Annotated in this window: 14 protein-coding genes and 1 pseudogene; 9 read left to right on the forward strand and 6 right to left on the reverse strand. The window is 66.4% G+C overall.

Features of this window, described 5'->3' with window-relative positions; genetic code table 11:
- Positions 1-290: pseudogene (locus DM816_RS15310) on the reverse strand (hypothetical protein); the annotation flags it as partial.
- On the opposite strand from DM816_RS15310, the gene DM816_RS15315 reads away from it, so the two are divergent.
- The 9 genes from DM816_RS15315 (at position 280) to DM816_RS15355 (ending at position 10,559) form a co-directional block, all read left to right on the forward strand.
- Positions 280-1,053, forward strand: a complete 774-nt coding sequence (locus DM816_RS15315) for a hypothetical protein (RefSeq protein WP_162907499.1) — start codon at positions 280-282, stop codon at positions 1,051-1,053. The pseudogene DM816_RS15310 and the gene DM816_RS15315 overlap by 11 nt on opposite strands.
- A gap of 54 nt (positions 1,054-1,107) precedes the next feature.
- A complete protein-coding gene (locus DM816_RS15320; protein WP_117210939.1) occupies positions 1,108-1,560 on the forward strand; it encodes a DUF948 domain-containing protein in 453 nt (150 codons plus the stop codon).
- A 6-nt stretch (positions 1,561-1,566) separates the two neighbouring features.
- Positions 1,567-1,869 (forward strand): hypothetical protein, encoded by a 303-nt coding sequence (locus DM816_RS15325; RefSeq protein ID WP_211588710.1) that lies wholly within the window; start codon positions 1,567-1,569, stop codon positions 1,867-1,869.
- A gap of 5 nt (positions 1,870-1,874) precedes the next feature.
- The gene (alaS, locus tag DM816_RS15330) at positions 1,875-4,556 is read left to right on the forward strand and encodes an alanine--tRNA ligase (protein ID WP_117210908.1); all 2,682 of its coding nucleotides are present in this window, start codon (positions 1,875-1,877) and stop codon (positions 4,554-4,556) included.
- Between the two features lie 259 nt (positions 4,557-4,815).
- Positions 4,816-5,937, forward strand: coding sequence for a hypothetical protein (locus DM816_RS15335; protein WP_117210909.1), 1,122 nt, complete (start codon positions 4,816-4,818; stop codon positions 5,935-5,937).
- Between the two features lie 37 nt (positions 5,938-5,974).
- A complete protein-coding gene (locus DM816_RS15340) occupies positions 5,975-8,149 on the forward strand; it encodes an ATP-binding protein (RefSeq protein WP_117210910.1) in 2,175 nt (724 codons plus the stop codon).
- A gap of 10 nt (positions 8,150-8,159) precedes the next feature.
- Positions 8,160-8,606 carry a Holliday junction resolvase RuvX gene (gene ruvX / locus DM816_RS15345; RefSeq protein ID WP_246001954.1) on the forward strand — a complete coding sequence of 149 codons (447 nt, stop codon included), beginning with the start codon at positions 8,160-8,162 and terminating at the stop codon, positions 8,604-8,606.
- Positions 8,596-9,759, forward strand: a complete 1,164-nt coding sequence (gene mltG, locus DM816_RS15350) for an endolytic transglycosylase MltG (RefSeq protein ID WP_162907500.1) — start codon at positions 8,596-8,598, stop codon at positions 9,757-9,759. Before ruvX ends, mltG begins: the two co-directional genes overlap by 11 nt.
- The gene (locus DM816_RS15355) at positions 9,753-10,559 is read left to right on the forward strand and encodes a shikimate dehydrogenase (RefSeq protein ID WP_117210913.1); all 807 of its coding nucleotides are present in this window, start codon (positions 9,753-9,755) and stop codon (positions 10,557-10,559) included. Before mltG ends, DM816_RS15355 begins: the two co-directional genes overlap by 7 nt.
- Here DM816_RS15355 and DM816_RS15360 read toward each other — a convergent pair.
- From DM816_RS15360 to DM816_RS15380, 5 genes are all read right to left on the reverse strand, one after another.
- Entirely contained in the window at positions 10,537-11,595 is a 1,059-nt protein-coding gene (locus DM816_RS15360; RefSeq protein WP_117210914.1) for an ABC transporter ATP-binding protein, read from the reverse strand. The two genes, DM816_RS15355 and DM816_RS15360, sit on opposite strands and share 23 nt — an antisense overlap.
- A gap of 18 nt (positions 11,596-11,613) precedes the next feature.
- Positions 11,614-12,735 (reverse strand): ABC transporter ATP-binding protein, encoded by a 1,122-nt coding sequence (locus tag DM816_RS15365; RefSeq protein WP_117210915.1) that lies wholly within the window; start codon positions 12,733-12,735, stop codon positions 11,614-11,616.
- Positions 12,732-13,715, reverse strand: a complete 984-nt coding sequence (locus DM816_RS15370; protein WP_246001955.1) for an ABC transporter permease — start codon at positions 13,713-13,715, stop codon at positions 12,732-12,734. Before DM816_RS15370 ends, DM816_RS15365 begins: the two co-directional genes overlap by 4 nt.
- 81 nt (positions 13,716-13,796) lie before the next feature.
- The gene (locus DM816_RS15375; protein WP_117210917.1) at positions 13,797-15,524 is read right to left on the reverse strand and encodes an ABC transporter substrate-binding protein; all 1,728 of its coding nucleotides are present in this window, start codon (positions 15,522-15,524) and stop codon (positions 13,797-13,799) included.
- Positions 15,525-15,569: 45 nt separating this feature from the next.
- The gene (locus DM816_RS15380; RefSeq protein WP_246001956.1) at positions 15,570-16,559 is read right to left on the reverse strand and encodes an ABC transporter permease; all 990 of its coding nucleotides are present in this window, start codon (positions 16,557-16,559) and stop codon (positions 15,570-15,572) included.
- Positions 16,560-17,033: the final 474 nt, after the last annotated feature.

Below are 17,033 nucleotides of genomic sequence, written 5' to 3' on the forward strand. Positions count from 1 at the left end.
CCGCCGCCCCCGATGGCCGCGCCCATCTCCACCCCACCGCGGGCGCCCGTGTCGCCGCCGCCGATGTCGAAGCCGGTTTCGACCCCGCCGCGCGCGCCGGTTTCGCCGCCTTCGGTGTCGGCGCCGCCGATCTCGCCACCTCCCATGTCGCAGTCGCCGGTCTCCGTGCCGCCGCGTGCGCCGGTTTCGCCGCCATCGGTGTCGGCTCCGCCGCGCCCGGCCGCGCCGATATCGCCTGCCGGAGGCGGCCCTGCCGGGCCATCCGGTCCGTTTGGGCCGATGGGGCCCATCGACGACGGTCCGGCCGGACCCGGAACGAAGGTGCGGCTCGCCGCGGGCGTCGACATGATCCGGGGCGCCCGCTCCGAGGTGCGCCGCCAGCTTCGCGAGCAGCAGCGGCTGCGCATGTGGACACTCATCGCGCTCGTCGTGGCCGTGGTCGGTGGGCTGCCGTTCTACTACTTCGTGCTGCCCGAGGCCACCCGCGATCCCGTGATCATCTCACTGGACGCGCTCAGCGTGCCGGGCTGGGCGGTGAACGCCAAGGAGGACAACATCACCGGCAGCCGCTGGTGCATAAAGGACTGCCGCTATCGCGAGCGCACCGCCCTGTCGACGCGGCCGATCGCCGATACCGCCAAGGTCTATCAGGAGGCGCTGATCGCCGCCGGCTGGTCGCAGCTGAACGGCCTTCCCGGCTGCCCACCCGAGGTCGCCGAGGGCGAGCACGCCAGCTGCTGGCGGCGTGACGAGTTCACCCTCGATCTGTGGATCCGCGAACCCGCCGAATGCGCCGAGGACCCGTTGCGCAAACGTCCGACGATCGGACCGACGGCCACGCCCTCGCCCGGCGCGGACCCGTCGGCCGCGGCCGCACCGCCCGCTGCGGACGTGTGCAAAACCAACTCCAGCGTCACCATCAAGGTGTTCAACGCGATCGCCGACGAGCGCCTGCGCTGGAACGGGGAGAACCCGACGCCCAACCCGGAGATGGGTGAATTGACTGACGAGGACCTGAACCCGACGTCGAATCCGACACCCTCACCCAGTTAGGACGCACGCTGCTGCGAGCCTGTCATGGGCAGGCGGTAGGGTTTTGCCATGTCCATTTCTGGAGGCGAGCTCGCGGCGTTGATCTTTGCTGGCGCTTTCCTGATGCTGGTGGTCTTCCTCGGGGTGCCGATCCTGCGGCTGCGGCACACGGTCGACGAGGCCACCAAGGCGCTACGCCAGGTCAACGAGCGCACGGGGCCGATGCTCGACAACGTCAACCTGTCGGTGGACAACGTGAACACCGCGCTGGGCCAGCTTCAGACCACTTTGGACGGTGTCAACGTGCAGTTGGCACGCGTCGATGTGATGACTCAGCATGTCACATCGGCGACGGCCAATGTCTCCAATCTGGTCAGCGTGGTCACCACCGCCGCGGCCAACCCGCTGGTGAAGGCGGCGGCCGTGGGATACGGCTTCCGCCGTGCCACTGGCGCCCGCAAGCGGGCCGACGACGAAAAGCTCGTGCGCGACGAGCTCCGGCTGCGCAAGCGCAACCGGAAGGTCTGATCGGCCATGTTGCGTCGGCTTCTCTGGCTCGGTGTCGGCATAGGCATCGGCGTGGCCGTGGTCCGCGTCGTGAGCAAGCGGTTCAGCCCGGCGGGGCTCGCCGGGCAGGCGCAGGGCGCCATCGGTGGGCTCGCCGCGTCCGTGCGAAACTTCGTTGACGACTTCGCGGAGGGTGCGGCCGAGCGCGAGGCCGAGATCCGCGAGGCGTTTGCCGAGGGCGAGGCGCTGGATGCGCCCGATCTGCCGTGGGCGCAGGGGGTGGGCGAGCGGTTCGCCCGATACAAACAGCAGTTGCAGGAGGATGAGTAGAGGCGATGAGGACCGCGGAAGTCAAGCGACGGTTCCTGGCACACTTCGAGGCCAACGGGCACACGGTCGTCCCGAGTGCCCCGCTGCCCGCCATCGACGACCCCAACCTGCTGTTTATCAACGCGGGCATGGTGCAGTTCGTGCCGTACTTCCTGGGCCAGCAGGCGCCGCCGTTCAAGCGGGCGGCCAGCGTGCAGAAGTGCATCCGCACGCCCGACATCGACGAGGTCGGCAAGACCAGCCGGCACGGCACGTTCTTCCAGATGAACGGCAACTTCTCGTTCGGCGACTACTTCAAGGAGCTGGCGATCCCGCTGGCGTGGGAGCTGTCGACCAAGCCCATCAGTGAGGGCGGCTACGGGCTCGACCCCGACCGCATCTGGGCCACGGTCTATCTCGACGACGAGGAGTCCATCGCGATCTGGCGCAAGACCGGCCTGCCGGCCGACCGCATCGTGCGCCGCGGCAAGAAGGACAACTACTGGTCGATGGGCATCCCCGGGCCTGCCGGCCCGTGCTCGGAGATCTATTACGATCGTGGGCCGGATTACGGCAAGGAGGGCGGCCCAGAGGTCGACGAGGACCGTTATCTCGAATTTTGGAACAACGTCTTTATGCAGTACGAGATAACGGACGTCAAGAGCAAGGAGGAGTTCCGCGTCGTCGGCGAGCTTCCGGCCAAAAACATCGACACCGGCATGGGGCTGGAGCGGATGGCCTCGATCATGCAGGGCGTCGACAATATGTATGAGATCGACGAGATCCGCCCGCTGATCGACAAGGCGTGCGCGTTGACCGGCAAGCGATACGGCCAGGCAGTGTCCAAAGTGGCCAGTGAGTCTCACCCGGACGACGTGCGGCTGCGCGTCATCGCCGACCACGTGCGCACCTCGCTGATGCTGATCGGCGACGGGGTGGCCCCGTCCAATGAGGGCCGCGGCTATGTGTTGCGGCGCATCATGCGCCGGGCCATCCGGGCCGTGCGGCTGCTGGGCTATGAAGACCCGGCGCTGCCCGAGCTGCTGCCCGTGGCGCGCGACTCGATGTCACCGTCCTATCCTGAGCTCGCCGACGAGTTCGACCGCATAGCGCAATATGCTTATGCCGAGGAGGAGGCGTTCCGGGCCACCCTGCGCGCCGGGACCACCATCCTCGACACGGCGATCGCTTCCGTCAAGGAGCGCAAGGGCAAGGAACTCGACGGCGAGAAGGCGTTCCAGCTGCACGACACATACGGGTTCCCGATCGACCTGACCCTGGAGATCGCGGGCGAGCAGGGGCTTTCCGTTGACACGGAAGGGTTCCGGCGGCTGATGGCGCAGCAGCGGGCGCGGGCCAAGGCCGACGCCGCCGCGCGCAAGTCCGGTCACGCCGACCTGTCGGCCTACCGTGCCGCGCTGGAGGCCGGTGGTGCTGTCGAGTTCACCGGATACACCGAGGTCTCACGCGAGTCGCGGGTCCGCTCGGTCATCGGCCCCTACGGCAGCGCGGTGGACGTGGCGGCCGAGGGTGAGGAGATCGAGCTCGTGCTCGACGCCACGCCGTTCTACGCCGAGGGCGGCGGGCAGCAGCCCGACACGGGCCTGATCACCGTGGGGGCGGGACGCATCGAGGTGCTCGACGTGCAGCAGCCCGTGCCCGGGTTGATCGTCCATCGTGGACGGATCGTCGAGGGCGAGGTGCGCGCGGGGGAGACCGGGTTCGCCCAGATCGACGTCGACCGGCGGCGGGCCATCTCGCGGGCGCACACGGCCACCCACCTGGTGCACCAGACCATGCGCAACTTCCTCGGCGAGTCGGCGACGCAGGCCGGTTCGCTGAACGCGCCCGGGCGGCTGCGGTTCGACTTCAACACCCCGGCCGCCGTGCCGCACAGCGTGCTGCACGACGTGGAGCAGCAGATCAACGAGGTGCTCATGCAGGACCTCGAGGTCCGCGCGTTCATCACGTCGCAGGCCGAGGCGCGGGCGATGGGCGCGATGGCGCTGTTCGGCGAGAAATACGGCGAGCACGTCCGGGTCGTCGAGGTGGGCGACTACGCGCGCGAGCTGTGCGGTGGCACCCATACGGCCCGGTCCGGGCACCTGGGGCTGGTCAAGATCCTCTCGGAGGCGTCGATCGGGTCGGGGGTGCGCCGGGTCGAGGCACTGGTCGGCATGGACGCCTTCCGCTATCTGGCCAAGGAGCACGTGCTCGTGTCGCGGCTGGCCGACATCTACCGCGTGCCCAACGAGCAGGTCGCCGAGCGGGTCGAGCAGACCGTGGCGCAGCTGCGCGACGCCGAGCGCGAGCTGGAGAAGCTGCGCGCCCAGCTCGTGCTGGGCGGGGCCGCATCCCTCGCGGCGCAAGCGGTTGACGTGCGTGGCGTGGCGTTTGTCGGCACCGAGGCCCCCGAGGGCGCGGCAGTCAACGACGTGCGCACCCTGGCACAGGAGGTGCGCGGCAAAATCCCGTCCGACCGCCCAGCGGTCGTGGCGGTCGCGTCCCGCGCCAACGGCAAAGCCTCACTGATCGTGGCCATCAACCAGTCCGCCAGGGCACGCGGCCTGTCCGCCGCCGACCTCGTCAAGGGCGCCCTCTCCGGCCGGGGTGGCGGCAGCCCCGACCTCGCCCAAGGCGGCGGCCTGCCCGCCGACGAGGCCCCCAGGCTCCTGGTCGCCGTCGAACAGGCCCTAGCCAACGTCTAATCACGACCCGACGTCTAATCACGACGACCGCTCTCGCTCCGGCGAGAGCGGTCTGTCTTTGTGCCGGTTCACGATGCCGCTCTCATGGCCAGGCGTCTCGCCTTGGCCCCACTGTCCGCGGCTGGCGGCCAGGCGCAGGGCGTCCTAGCGCCCGGCAGGCCGTGTGCGTGACCGTGCGGCTGCGCGATGTCGCATCGGCATGGCACGATACTTCCTGCCATTGTCGGATTGACAATGTTGTCCGCGTTGGGGGTCTCGTGTGTTCCAAACCGAGCAGTTTCCGCAGCTCCGCCGGTTGATCGCCGAGCAGGCGGCCCGTGACCGGGCCGAGCTGGACAGGCTGATGGCCCAGGTGCGGGCAATGGGGCCAGTGCGGATCATCAAGCCCCGCAGCGCGACATCGGTGGCGTTGATGGCCGCCGACGGTGGCAATAATCAGGTGACCTTCAATCCCTTTTACCTTCAAGTCGTGCGCGTGGTGGACTCCTACGGCAAGGAATTGTGTCTGGATGTGGTGTCGTCCTCGACCGACATCGGGGAGCTGAGCCGCCAACAATTCGAGGAAAGGGATGGGAAGCTTCCGCCACTGGGCCGGCTGATGCGAGATCTCGAGGTAAACGATCTGCATGAGCTGTCGCCGATGATGAATTGGAAGTCTGCGGGCTGGGTCCTCGTCTATCGGGAGTTGTGCGAGTGGGCCACGCTCTACGAGCTGATCTGTTCCCGCCGGTTCGCACAGGACACACTCCTGGTTCGGGACGGCCTGCTTCGGAGCAAGGTTTTCCGCGGCACACTGTTCGTCGAGATGTACCGCCTGATCAAGCAGCACATCGAGCGCATCTACCGTGAGGACCGCCGCCATGTCTGGCTCGTGGGTCTGGCCAAGAAGAGCGAAGTGCTAGAGCAGTATCGGCTGGCGATTTCCCTGTCGCGAGTCTTCGAGCGCGGCTCACCGTGCTTTGTCGCGGTGCCGGAGGAGATGCAGCGACACGTTATCAGGTGGGTGGAGTACGTCAGGTCCCCGGAGGATGACTCGTCCGGGGAGAAGCCGAAGTTCAACATGGGTGCGATGCACTTCGCGCGGTTCGGTACCCGCTCCGGCGATCCGGTGTGGACGGTCGATCTGCTGGAGTGCCAGAAGGCCGATGCCCAGGTGGTCTTCGGATACCTGCTGGCCGATGCGGTCGCCGGGTTCCCGATTCCGTTCTATCCCAACAGCATCCAGCAGGCCGACAGTCACTCCCGCGTCGCCGATCTGGACCTGGACATCATCGAGGACAACCTGATCGAGGCGATTCGCGACCAGGTCGGCCCGGAGCTCGCGCCGATCATCGATCAATTGCGGTTGGCGACCGACGTCGCCGCCCGGCGATACGAGTAGCACTTCCCGAGCGACCCCTCCACCGAACCGAGGCAGTATGACCCTGTTCGAAAAAGACCACGTTGTGGGAGTGTTCCGTGGCTTCTCCGAGGGCGGTATGGAATTCCACGCCGACATCGTGATGCCCTACCGGGACGACTTCCAGTCGCTGCCGATGCACGGCCAGTTCGTCCTGGTCCAGCTGGAGCACGAACACGAGGCAGTATTCGGCAGGATCACCAGTATTGCCTCGCAGGGCCGGCTCACCTCGCCGATCGGCGAGGACTACGCGGTGCGGGCGGTAAGAGATCAACGCCCGATCCCCGATGAGTTGCGTGACCAATACCTGAAGTACAAAGTGGACATTCGTGTGTTGGGTGTGCTGCGCAAGGACGGCGCCAAACTGATCTTTGTGCCGAGCCACCGCCGGTTGCCACATGTAGGTGCACAGGTGGCTTTCTTGAGCCCGCAACTGCTTGCCGAGGTCGCCAACGCCAACGACACCACTGAAGACGCGGTGGCGATCGGGTTCCTCGCGTTCGGCGAGTTCGTGTACTCGGGCGGCGACGAGCGAGCGTCGGCCGAACCGTGGATGGTCACCCTGTCGCCGGCGGTCATGCCCAGGTTTCAGATCAGCAAACTGGTGGCCCGGCGCAGCTTTGTGTTCGCCCGCGCCGGATTCGGCAAGTCCAATCTGGTCAAGCTGCTCTTCTCGAAGCTGTACTCGATCGAGCCCACGGTGCCTCGCCGCAACGGCATCAAAGTCCCCGTCGGCACGGTGATTTTCGATCCGGATGGCGAATACTTCTGGCCCGACCACCAGGGCCGCCCGGGTCTGTGCGACGTGCCGGAGTTGCGCGATCGGCTCGTGGTCTTCACCAACCGCAAGGCGCCGAGCAAGGCCTACGCCTCGTTTGTCGTGGACAAGGTGAAGTTGGACATCCGCCAGCTGCCCGCGAGCCGGGTCGTCGGGCTCACCATCCCCGGGGAGAAGCAGGAACAGCAGAATGTGGTGAAACTCAAGAACCTCAAGGACGAACGCTGGCGAGAGCTTGTCAACATCATCTATCGGGATTGGTATGACGCAAATCCCGCTCGGGTAGCCGAACTGCTCGGGATCAAAGCCGACCGGTCTGAACAGAACATGGAGCTCACCGCCGCCATCTCCAACATGGCCAAGATAGTCCGCGACCATCATGACCCGTCCAGCCAGCTCCTGCGTGCGCTCAAGGCGGCGCTGGCCAAAGGAATGCTCTGCGTGGTCGACATCTCGCAGATGCGTGGATTACAGGGCCTGCAGCTGGCGGGCATCATTCTGGCCGACATCTTCGACCACAACCAGAAGCAGTTCACCGAGGCGGATCCGCAGACCATCCCCACCATCGCGGTCCTCGAGGAGGCCCAGTCGATCCTCGGCGCGGCCGGCAACCGCGACGACGGTCCCTTCGTCGCGTGGGTCAAGGAGGGCCGCAAATATGACCTCGGCGCCATGATGATCACGCAGCAGCCCGGCAGCATCCCTAGTGAGCTGGTCAGCCAGGGTGACAACTTCTTCGTGTTCCATCTGCTGGCCGAGGGCGACCTGACCGCACTCAAGCGCGCCAACGCGCACTTTTCCGGCGACCTGCTCGCCGCTCTGCTCAATGAGCCCCTCGTCGGACACGGCGTGTTCTGGTCCAGCGCTCCCGGTACCGACGAGCACGCCAGGCCGTATCCGCTGTCCGTGCGCGTGTTGGACTTCAACAAAACCGTCGGGCAGTTGTTGGGCGACGCGCATCCCGGAGAGCCGATCGACAACTATGCCGCGAAGCTGCGGGCCACTTTTGCGGCAGCGGCGCATCAAGCGCCGGCCAGAGATGCCGGCGCCGACGACGCGCTCGACGGCCAGGAACCGGTCGATGTGGAAGAGCGCTACCGCGCCGAAGCCATCGGGAAACTGCGCACGGACCCCACGTTCCGCAGATGGATGTCCAGCGGTGGTTACTGGTGGGGAGACATTCAGCGACTCCTGGCCGAGTACGCGCCAAGCGAGGAAATCGTCGGCAAAGGACAGCGGTTCACCTGGGCCTACCCGGTGATGACGCAGGCTCTCAACGAGATCTTCGGCCCGCAAGGCCCGCAGGGTTGGGACACCGAGCCGCGTGACAAGGGCGGGTTCACCAGAAAATGGGTCGTGCCGACGACGCAGTGGCCGGCCCGGACCGCATCGGCCAGCACGCACGATGAGCCTTAAGATCGATCCTGTGTGGCAGCGTGGGGTGCGGCTCGGGGTGGATGTCGGCAAGGTGCGCATCGGGGTGGCCAGGTGCGACCCGGACGGGATTCTCGCGACGCCGCTGAGCACGATAAATCGCGACAATTCGGGCACCAAGGATGTTCCTGCTGATATGGTCGAGCTGGCCCGGCTGGTCGCGGAGCATGACAGCGTAGAGGTGGTGCTCGGGCTCCCGGTGAACCTTGCCGGGCAGGAGGGGCCGGCCGCGGTACACGTCAGGGAATACGCGCAGAGGTTGGCGGAGGTGATCACCCCGGTGCCGGTGGTGCTGACCGACGAGAGGATGTCGACGGTGGTGGCCAGTCGCAGGCTGTCCGAGCGTGGCATGCGCGCCAAGAAGCAGCGTACGGTCATCGATCAGATGGCGGCGGTCGAGATCCTGCAGCATTGGTTGGACGCGAAGCGTGCTCGATGAGCTGACTCGGCCAGAGGACGAGGTGAAGCGGCACAGGGGCAGGTCGGGGTTCGCCCTACTGCTCGCGGTGGTTCTGCTCGCTGCGCTCGGCTATGGCGCGGTGTCGGGTTACCGGTGGCTCGCGGGAGCCCTGACGACCCCCGACTATCAGGGGCAGGGGATAGCCGAGACCGCCGAGGTCGAGATCAAGCCGGGGGACACGCAGACTGACATCGCGCAGGCGCTGACCGAGGCCGAGGTCATCAAGAGCGACAAGGCGTTCACGGAGGCGGGCAAGGCCAACGCCGACGCGCTGCGCATTCAGCCCGGACACTACAAGCTGCGCAAGCGCATGAGCGGCGAGGCCGCCGTGCTGGCCCTGCTCGACCCGAGCAACCGGGTCGTGCGCGGAGTGCTGATCCGCGAGGGTCTCATCACGGTCGAAATCTATCAGCTGCTGGCAAAGGAATTGGGCCTCAAAGAAGACGACCTGCGCAAGGCCGCGCAGGATCCCGTCAAACTGGGCGTGCCCGGCTGGTGGTTCAACCGCAAGGACGGCGTCACGTCGGCCAAAAAGTCGCTGGAGGGCTTCCTCTTCCCGGCGACGTATGAGTTCCCGCCCGGCGTGACCGCCGAGCAGGCGCTGCGCATCATGGTGCAGCACTTTCTCACCGTCACCGGGGACCTGAAGTTTGCCGAAAGAGTGCAGAAGGAGCGCCAGATCTCGCCCTACGAGGCGCTGATCGCCGCGTCCATCGTCGAGGCCGAGGTGGCCACGCCCACCGACATGGGCAAGGCAGCGCGGGCCGTGTACAACCGCGCCTACACCGACAAGCACGAGTGCCGGTGCCTGCAGCTCGACGCCGCCATCAACTACCACTTCAAGATCAGCGGGCAGGCGGCCAAGGACCCGAACGAGTTCCGGATGAGCGAGATCCAGAACCCGAACAACCCGTACAATACGCACATCCGTCCGGGCATGCCGATCTCGCCGATCAGCAATCCCGGCGAAAACGCACTGCGGGCTGCTATGGACACACCCCCCGGCAATTGGTTGTACTGGGTGACCGTGGACAAACAAGGAACGACACTGTTCGCCGACTCCTATGAGGGTCACCGGGCAAACATCCGCATCGCCTGTCAAAACGGCGTCCTGACGGGGGCGGCGTGCTGAAGCGGGCCGCCGTCCTGGGCAAACCGATAGCCCACTCCCTGTCGCCGGTGATCCATAATTCCGGGTACCAGGAAAAGGGTTTGGAATTCTCTTATAGCGCAATCGAATGCGACTCTCGGGAACTCGCGGGCTTCGTGGCCGGCCTCGGGCCGGAGTGGGTCGGCCTGTCGCTGACCATGCCGCTGAAGGAGGTGGCGCTGGACGTCGCCGACTCGGTCACCGACATCGCGCAGGCCGTCGGCGCGGCCAACACGCTCGTGCGGCGCCCCGATGGCCACTGGCGCGCCGACAACACCGACGTGTCGGGCATGGTGCTGGCGCTCGGCTCCTTGGAAAAGCCGCGCTCCATCGCGATCCTCGGCGCCGGGGGCACCGCTCGGGCCGCGCTCGGAGCGGCCGCACAACTGGGCGTCAAGCGGGTGGTCCTTTTCGCCCGCCGGCCTGAGGTGATGAAGGAACTCGAGCCGGTGGCCGAAAACCTGCGCCTGAGCCTGATGTATCACGGCTGGAGCGAGACCCCCCGCGCCGCACAGCACGACGTCGTCATCTCGACCGTGCCCAAGGGTGTCGCCGACGACCTCACCATCGCGTGGCGGCCGGGGACCGTCCTCTTCGACGTCGTCTACGATCCCTGGCCCACACCGCTTGCGGCACAAGCGGAAAGGGCCGGCGCCCGCATCGTGTCCGGATTGGACCTTCTGCTGGCGCAGGCCCTCGGCCAGTTCCGCCTATTCACCGGGGTGGAGCCGCCCGTCGAGGCGATGCGGTCGGCACTACTCAAGAAGGCAGCTCAGCGATGATGGAAAGCTCCGGCGGTTCGGCGAAGTGGCACGCCGCCCGCTGCGCCGGGGCTTTCTCCTCAAGCGGGGGCTCGGTGGTCGCGCAGATCTCCTCGGCCTTCCAGCAGCGCGTCCTGAAGCGACACCCCGACGGCGGGTTGATCGGGCTGGGCACATCGCCCACGAGCCGGATCCGCTCGCGCGGCGGAACGCCCCGCACCACGCCGAGGTCGGGCACCGCCGACAGCAGCGCCTGCGTGTAGGGGTGTTGCGGCGCCTCATAAATCGCGTTCCGCGGTCCCATCTCCACGATCTTGCCGAGGTACATGACCGCGACCCGGTCGCAGAAGTGCCGCACCACACCCAGGTCGTGCGCGATGAAGACGAACGCGATGCCGAACTCCTTGCGCAGGTCCTCCAGCAGGTTCATCACCTGCGCCTGGATCGACACGTCCAACGCGGACACCGGCTCGTCGGCCACGATCACCTTGGGCTGCACGGCCAGCGCCCGCGCGATGCCGACGCGCTGCCGCTGCCCGCCCGAGAATTCATGGGGGTACCGGTTGTAGTGCTCGGGATTCAGGCCGACCACCTCGAGCAGCTCCTGCACCCGGGACAGCACCTTGTCCTTCGGCACGATGTTGTGCGTGCGCAGCGCCGTGCCGACAATCGTCCCGACCGTGTGCCGCGGGTTGAGCGACGAATACGGGTCCTGGAAAATAAGCTGCAACTCGCGCCGGTAGGGCCGCAGCTCGCGCTCCTTCAGCGGCGCGATGTCCTTGCCCATGAACCGGATCTGGCCCGCCGTCGGCACCAGCAGCCGGGTGATCAGGCGCCCGGTCGTGGTCTTGCCGCAGCCCGATTCCCCAACCAGCCCAAGGGTTTCGCCCTCGCGCAGCTCGAACGAGACCCCGTCGACGGCCTGGACCTTCGCCGATCCGCCGAGCAGCCCGTCACCCTTGACCTTGAAGTGCATGACCAGGTCTTTGACCTCCAGTAGCGGCGCGGTCGACTGAACGGCCTCCGCTTGAGGCGAAGCAAGTGCGGTAGTCGTCATCGTGTGCAGTCCTTCACGTCACGGCAGCCGGGGCAGGATGTCGGTCTCGAACACGCGATCCGGCTCGCGCAGATGGCAGCGCGACATCCGGCCGGTGTCGGCCGTGCGCGGCTCGAGGTCGGGCAGGTCCTGCCGGCACAGGTCGCGCGGCACCCGGGTGCGAAACTCGCAGCGCGGGTGGAACGAGCAGCCGGTCGGCAGCGCGAGCAGGCTCGGCGGTGTGCCCGGGATAGGGTGCAGGCGGGCGGGGTCGCCGGACACGGCGGGGATGCTTTCGAGCAGACCCCACGTGTACGGGTGCAGCGGTTTGCCGAGCACGTCGTTGACCGTGCCGTATTCGACCGCACGGCCCGCATACATCACCAGCACGTCATCGGCGAGCTCCGCCACCACGCCAAGGTCGTGCGTGATGAACAGCACCGCCGAGCCGAAGTCCTGCTGCAGGTCCACGATCAGGTCGAGGATCTGCGCCTGCACGGTCACGTCGAGCGCGGTCGTCGGCTCGTCGGCGATGAGCAGCTTCGGGTCGTTGACCAGCGACATGGCGATCATCGCGCGCTGGCGCATGCCGCCGGAAAACTGGTGCGGGTAGTCGTCGAGGCGCCGGCGCGGGTGGGGGATGCCCACGCGGCCGAGCATGTCGACGGCCCGCTCGCGGGCGGCCCGCTTGGACACGTTGTGGTGCGCCCGGTACGCCTCCACGATCTGGTTGCCGATCGTGAAGTACGGGTGCAGCGACGACTGCGGGTCCTGGAAAATCATGGCCGCGCCGGCGCCGCGGTGCTTGCGCATGCTCTCCTGCGGCATGTTGACGATCTCGCGCTCGCCGAGCCGGATGGAGCCGCTGATCCGGGTGGACTTGGGGTCGTGCAGGCCCATGATGGCCATGCTCGACACGCTCTTGCCCGAGCCGGACTCGCCCACGATCGCCAGGGTGCGCCCGAGGCTCAGCGAGTAGCTCAGCCCCTGCACCGCCCGGACCGTGCCATCGGCGGTGGGGAACTCGACCACGAGATCCTTGACCAAGAGGTAGGGCGCCTCGCCGGCCTGCCGCTCGCCCCGCTTGGACCGGTCCCGGGAAACCTTGATCGGCCCGCGCTTGGTCACCACGGCCGGCGTGCTTTCCACTTCTTCGATCATCGCAGTCTCACTCGGGGGTCAAGGATGCTGTAGACGATGTCCACGATCAGGTTCATGGTGACCAGCGCGACGGCTCCAATCAGGACGGTGGCCATGAGGACCGGGAGGTCGTACTGGCTGAACGCTTGGATGGTAAGCCTGCCGAGGCCGGGAAGCCCAAAGATGGTCTCGGTGAACACGGCACCGGCCAGCTGGCCGGCAAGATCGAGGCCGAAAATCGTGGCGACGGGTGTGACGGCGGCACGCAGGCCGTGGCGGTAGACCACCCGTTTCTCGCTGATGCCCTTGGCTCGAGCGGTGCGCACGTAATCCTCGCCGAGCGACTCGATCATCGATGCTCGCGTATATCGGGTGTAGCTGGCGGCGTTCACGATCCCGAGCGTCACCCATGCGGCGAGCAGACCGCCCGCCCAGCCCAGCGGGTTTTCGGTGATTGGCACCCACTCGCTTCCCGGAAGGATGACTCCCGCGACGAAGAGCGCGGAGATCAGCGCCACCACGAAGTAGGGGATGGAGCTCAGCGTCAGGGTCCCGGCGACGACCACGCGATCCAGCATCGTGCCACGGACGCGCGCCGACAGCGTACCGGCCATGATGCCGATGAGCAGATAGAAGAACGCCGCCCCGAGCACGATGGACACGGTCACGGGAAGGGCGTTGGCGATCAGCTTGGTGACCGGCTGGCCGAGCGTGAACGAATAGCCCAGGCAGGGTGCGGAGCACTCTTGCGTGACGCCGCCGGTCGTGTAGTCGCGCCCGACGAAGAGCCCTTTCACGTAGCCGGTGAACTGGGTGATGACCGGGTCGTGGACGCGGAGGGTTTTCTCGATCTCCGCCAGCCGCTGCGGTGTGCAGCGGGGGCCGCAGACCACACCTGCTGGATCGGTTGGCGCGAGGTAGAACAGCGAGAAACTGGCGATCAGGGTGAGAAAGATGACCGACACCGCGCTGACCAGACGCCGCAGAAGGAACGTGAGCACCGGCAAACTCCTTGGCTTGGCTCTCAAAGGGCCCGGTCGGCACCTCGGTGCGGTGCCGACCGGGACACTATCCGACGATGGTCAGCTCTTCAGGAACATGTCCACGAAGAACGGCATGCCCATGGTGCCGTCACCGACGGCGCCACCGACGTTGGTGCCGACGACGATGGCCATCTTGTCGTAGTACAGCGGCATCACGATGTACTTCTCCATGATCTCCTTGTCCAGGTCGGCCCACTTGGCGGCGGCATCCTTGGACGGGAGCTTGGCGACGTCGTTGATCTTGGCGTCGAGGGCGGGGTCGCTGAGCATGCCCCAGCTCTGGCCCTCCGCGATGCTCTGGCTCCGGAACAGCACCGGGAACCAGCTCGAGCCGGTCGGCCAGTCGGAGCACCAGCCGGCGGGCGTCTGGCCCATGTTGACCGGCGCGTTGTAGTCGCCGCGCTTGGCGCGAAGCTCCGCCGCGGTCACACCGATCGGCTTGACCGTGAAACCGGCAGCGGTGAACGCGTCCACGCGGGCCTGGTTGACCTGCTGCGCCTGCGTGCTGGCGTTGTTATAGTACCAGCTGAGCTCGTAACCGACCTTGCCGGCGGCCTCCAGCATCTTCTTCGCGGCCGCGGGGTCGCCCGTGCCCTTGCCGTCGAGGTCCTCGATGGCCGGGTAGTTCTTGTAGCCCTGGACGCTCGGCGGCATGACCGTGTTGGCCGGCTGCGCGGTCAGGTCGTTGTTGCCGGCTGCCTTCCAGATCTGGTCGTACGGGAACGCCTTGGCGATCGCCTTACGGATGTTGATGTCAGTGATCTTGCGGGTGTCCAGCTGCCACACGATCGTGCACGGGCTGGTGCCGGCAATGAGCTGCTTCTTCTTGTCGCCCTTGTCGAGCTCGGGGATGAGCGAGGCGTCGATGTTGGCGTAGTTCAGCGCGTTGGCGTCGGCGCCGTTGCTGTTGAGCACCTGCTGCTGGGTCTTGACGTCGCTCTCGCCCCACTTGAACACCCAGGCGTCCGGGTAGGCGTGGCGCACCGGGTCGGAAGCGGCGTCCCAGTTCGGGTTGCGCTTGAGCTTGAGCTCGGTGCCCGGCGTGAACGTGTCGAACTGGTACGGCCCGGAAGCGACCGGGTTGTTCTTGTACTCCGCCTTGGTGTCCTTGGCCTTCGGGATGGGGGTGAACATCGGGAAGGTCATGTAGTAGGGCAGGTCGTTGAACGGCTCCTTGAGGTTGATCACCAGCGTGCTGGCGTCAGGAGTCTCGACACACTCGCAGTTGTCGCCGCTGTTGTACGGGCCCTTGTAGGTGTCGCCGCCCTTGAAATAGGACAGCTGGTAGGCCGGGCCGTTGTGGTACGCCTCGTGGTCGAACGACCGCTTGATGGCGTACGCCAGGTCCTCAACCTTGATCTCCGTGCCGTCGGCGTACTTCAGGCCGGTCTTCATCTTGAACGTCCACTTGAGACCGTCGGCCGACATCGTTCCGAGGTCAGTCAGGTCGGGCACCAGAACCGCGTTGCCGTTGCGGATCGCGAACTGCGTCGGCGTCCGGAAGATCAGCTTGCCGATCTCGTTGGAGTCAACGTAGTAAATGTCCGTGGGGTCAAACGTGTTTGGCGTCGACTCTGAGTAGACGGTGATCGTGCCACCCTTCTTCGCCCCTGGGATCTCGGGCGCCGGGCCCTTGGCGTTCGGGTCTTGGCCGAACTCCTGCGTGCCCCCAATGTCGGTGTTACCGCCGTTGTTACCGGACGGCGCCTGGGTACAGCCCGCGGCTGCCAAGGCAAGCGCAGCGACCACGGCCACTGCCACTCTCATACGTCTCACGACGTTCTCCTATCTGTACTCTTTCAGCCGACGCTGTCAGCGGCGGGTCTTGGGATCGAAGGCATCGCGAACCGCGTCGCCGAGCAGGCTGAGCGCCAGCACGAGGATCGTGACACCGGCGACCGGAATCCACAGGTAATACGGGATGGTCTTGTAGAAGGTCTGCGCGGAGGCGATCGTGATGCCCCAGGAGGCGGTCGGCTCGACCAGTCCCACGCCGAGGAAGGTCAGACCGGCCTCGACCACGATGTAGGCGGGCAGCGCGAGCGACACCGAAATCACGATGGGCGCCACCAGGTTCGGCAGAAGTTCTTTGAAGAGAATTTTTCTGGTGGGTACGCCGAGGGCGCGCGCGGCCGCGACGAACTCACGCTCGCGCAGCGACAGCACCTGCCCGCGGATGAGCCGGGCCAACCCTGCCCAGCCGAAGAACGCCAGCACGCAAATCAGGGAGATGAACCGCACCCGTGCCACCTGGTCCGGTGTGGCGTTGTTGACGCCAACGAACTGCGCGATGAGCACGGCGGGCACCGCGATGGCGAACAGCAGGTAGGGCAGGCTCAGGACGAAGTCGATGATCCAAGACAGCACGCGGTCGACGATTCCGCCAACGAAGCCCGCCACCAGGCCCACCACCACGCCGATGACCGTGCTGAAGAAGGTCGCCAGGCCGGCAATGATCAGCGATGGGCGCGCGCCGTAGACCCAGCGGGCGAACAGGTCGCGGCCCGTCCGCGGCTCGATGCCGAACCAGTGATCACCGGTCATCGCGATGGTCGGAAAACCATTGCGGTCGATGAGATCCTGGTTCCACTTGTTGGGGTCCTGGCCCTCGATGGCGGCCAGCACGGGCGCGAAGACGGCGACCAGCACGAAGAAGACGACGATGCCGAGGCAGACCATCGCGGTGCGATCCTGGCGCAATCGGATGAGGGCTATCCGAGTGGGGGACTTGCTCTCCGCCTTTCCGGCAATGGCCGGCGGTACGTCCGCCGGCGCGAGGGTCTCTACGTGCACGGGTTCCACGCGCAGCACCTTCCGCCAAAATCGCGATCATTAGCCCCCGTTCCTGCACAAGCTAGCCGGTGGGTAGTTCGTGCGGAATAGGAACTTGGCATCGGTCAGATAACGGGTCCGTCACTGAACGTTGCCACGCCGTAAGGACGCGTTGTCTTCGACGACAGGTTGCCGTCCGCTGAACGTTCGCTCAGGACGCCTGATCAGGTGCCATCGGCGCGATCGGATGCCGCGTGACCTGCGATTTTGAGTCGCCAATCAGGTTACGGTGCGCGATGATCCCTCGCGTATCCAAAGTCACACCTTGATAACACTTGCCCGGCGGATGCATCCGGCATCGGCGTGGGCGGCGTTTCCGGCCACGCCCGGTGACCGGAAACGCCCAGCTATCCGACAACGCGCCAATCTCCGTGTACGCCCGGAAACCCCCGTTGTGCGCGCCTGTCAAATCGTTAGCTGCCAATGCACCCGGCTCGCGCCGGA

Source organism: Allorhizocola rhizosphaerae (assembly GCF_003426775.1).
Lineage (GTDB): Bacteria > Actinomycetota > Actinomycetes > Mycobacteriales > Micromonosporaceae > Allorhizocola > Allorhizocola rhizosphaerae.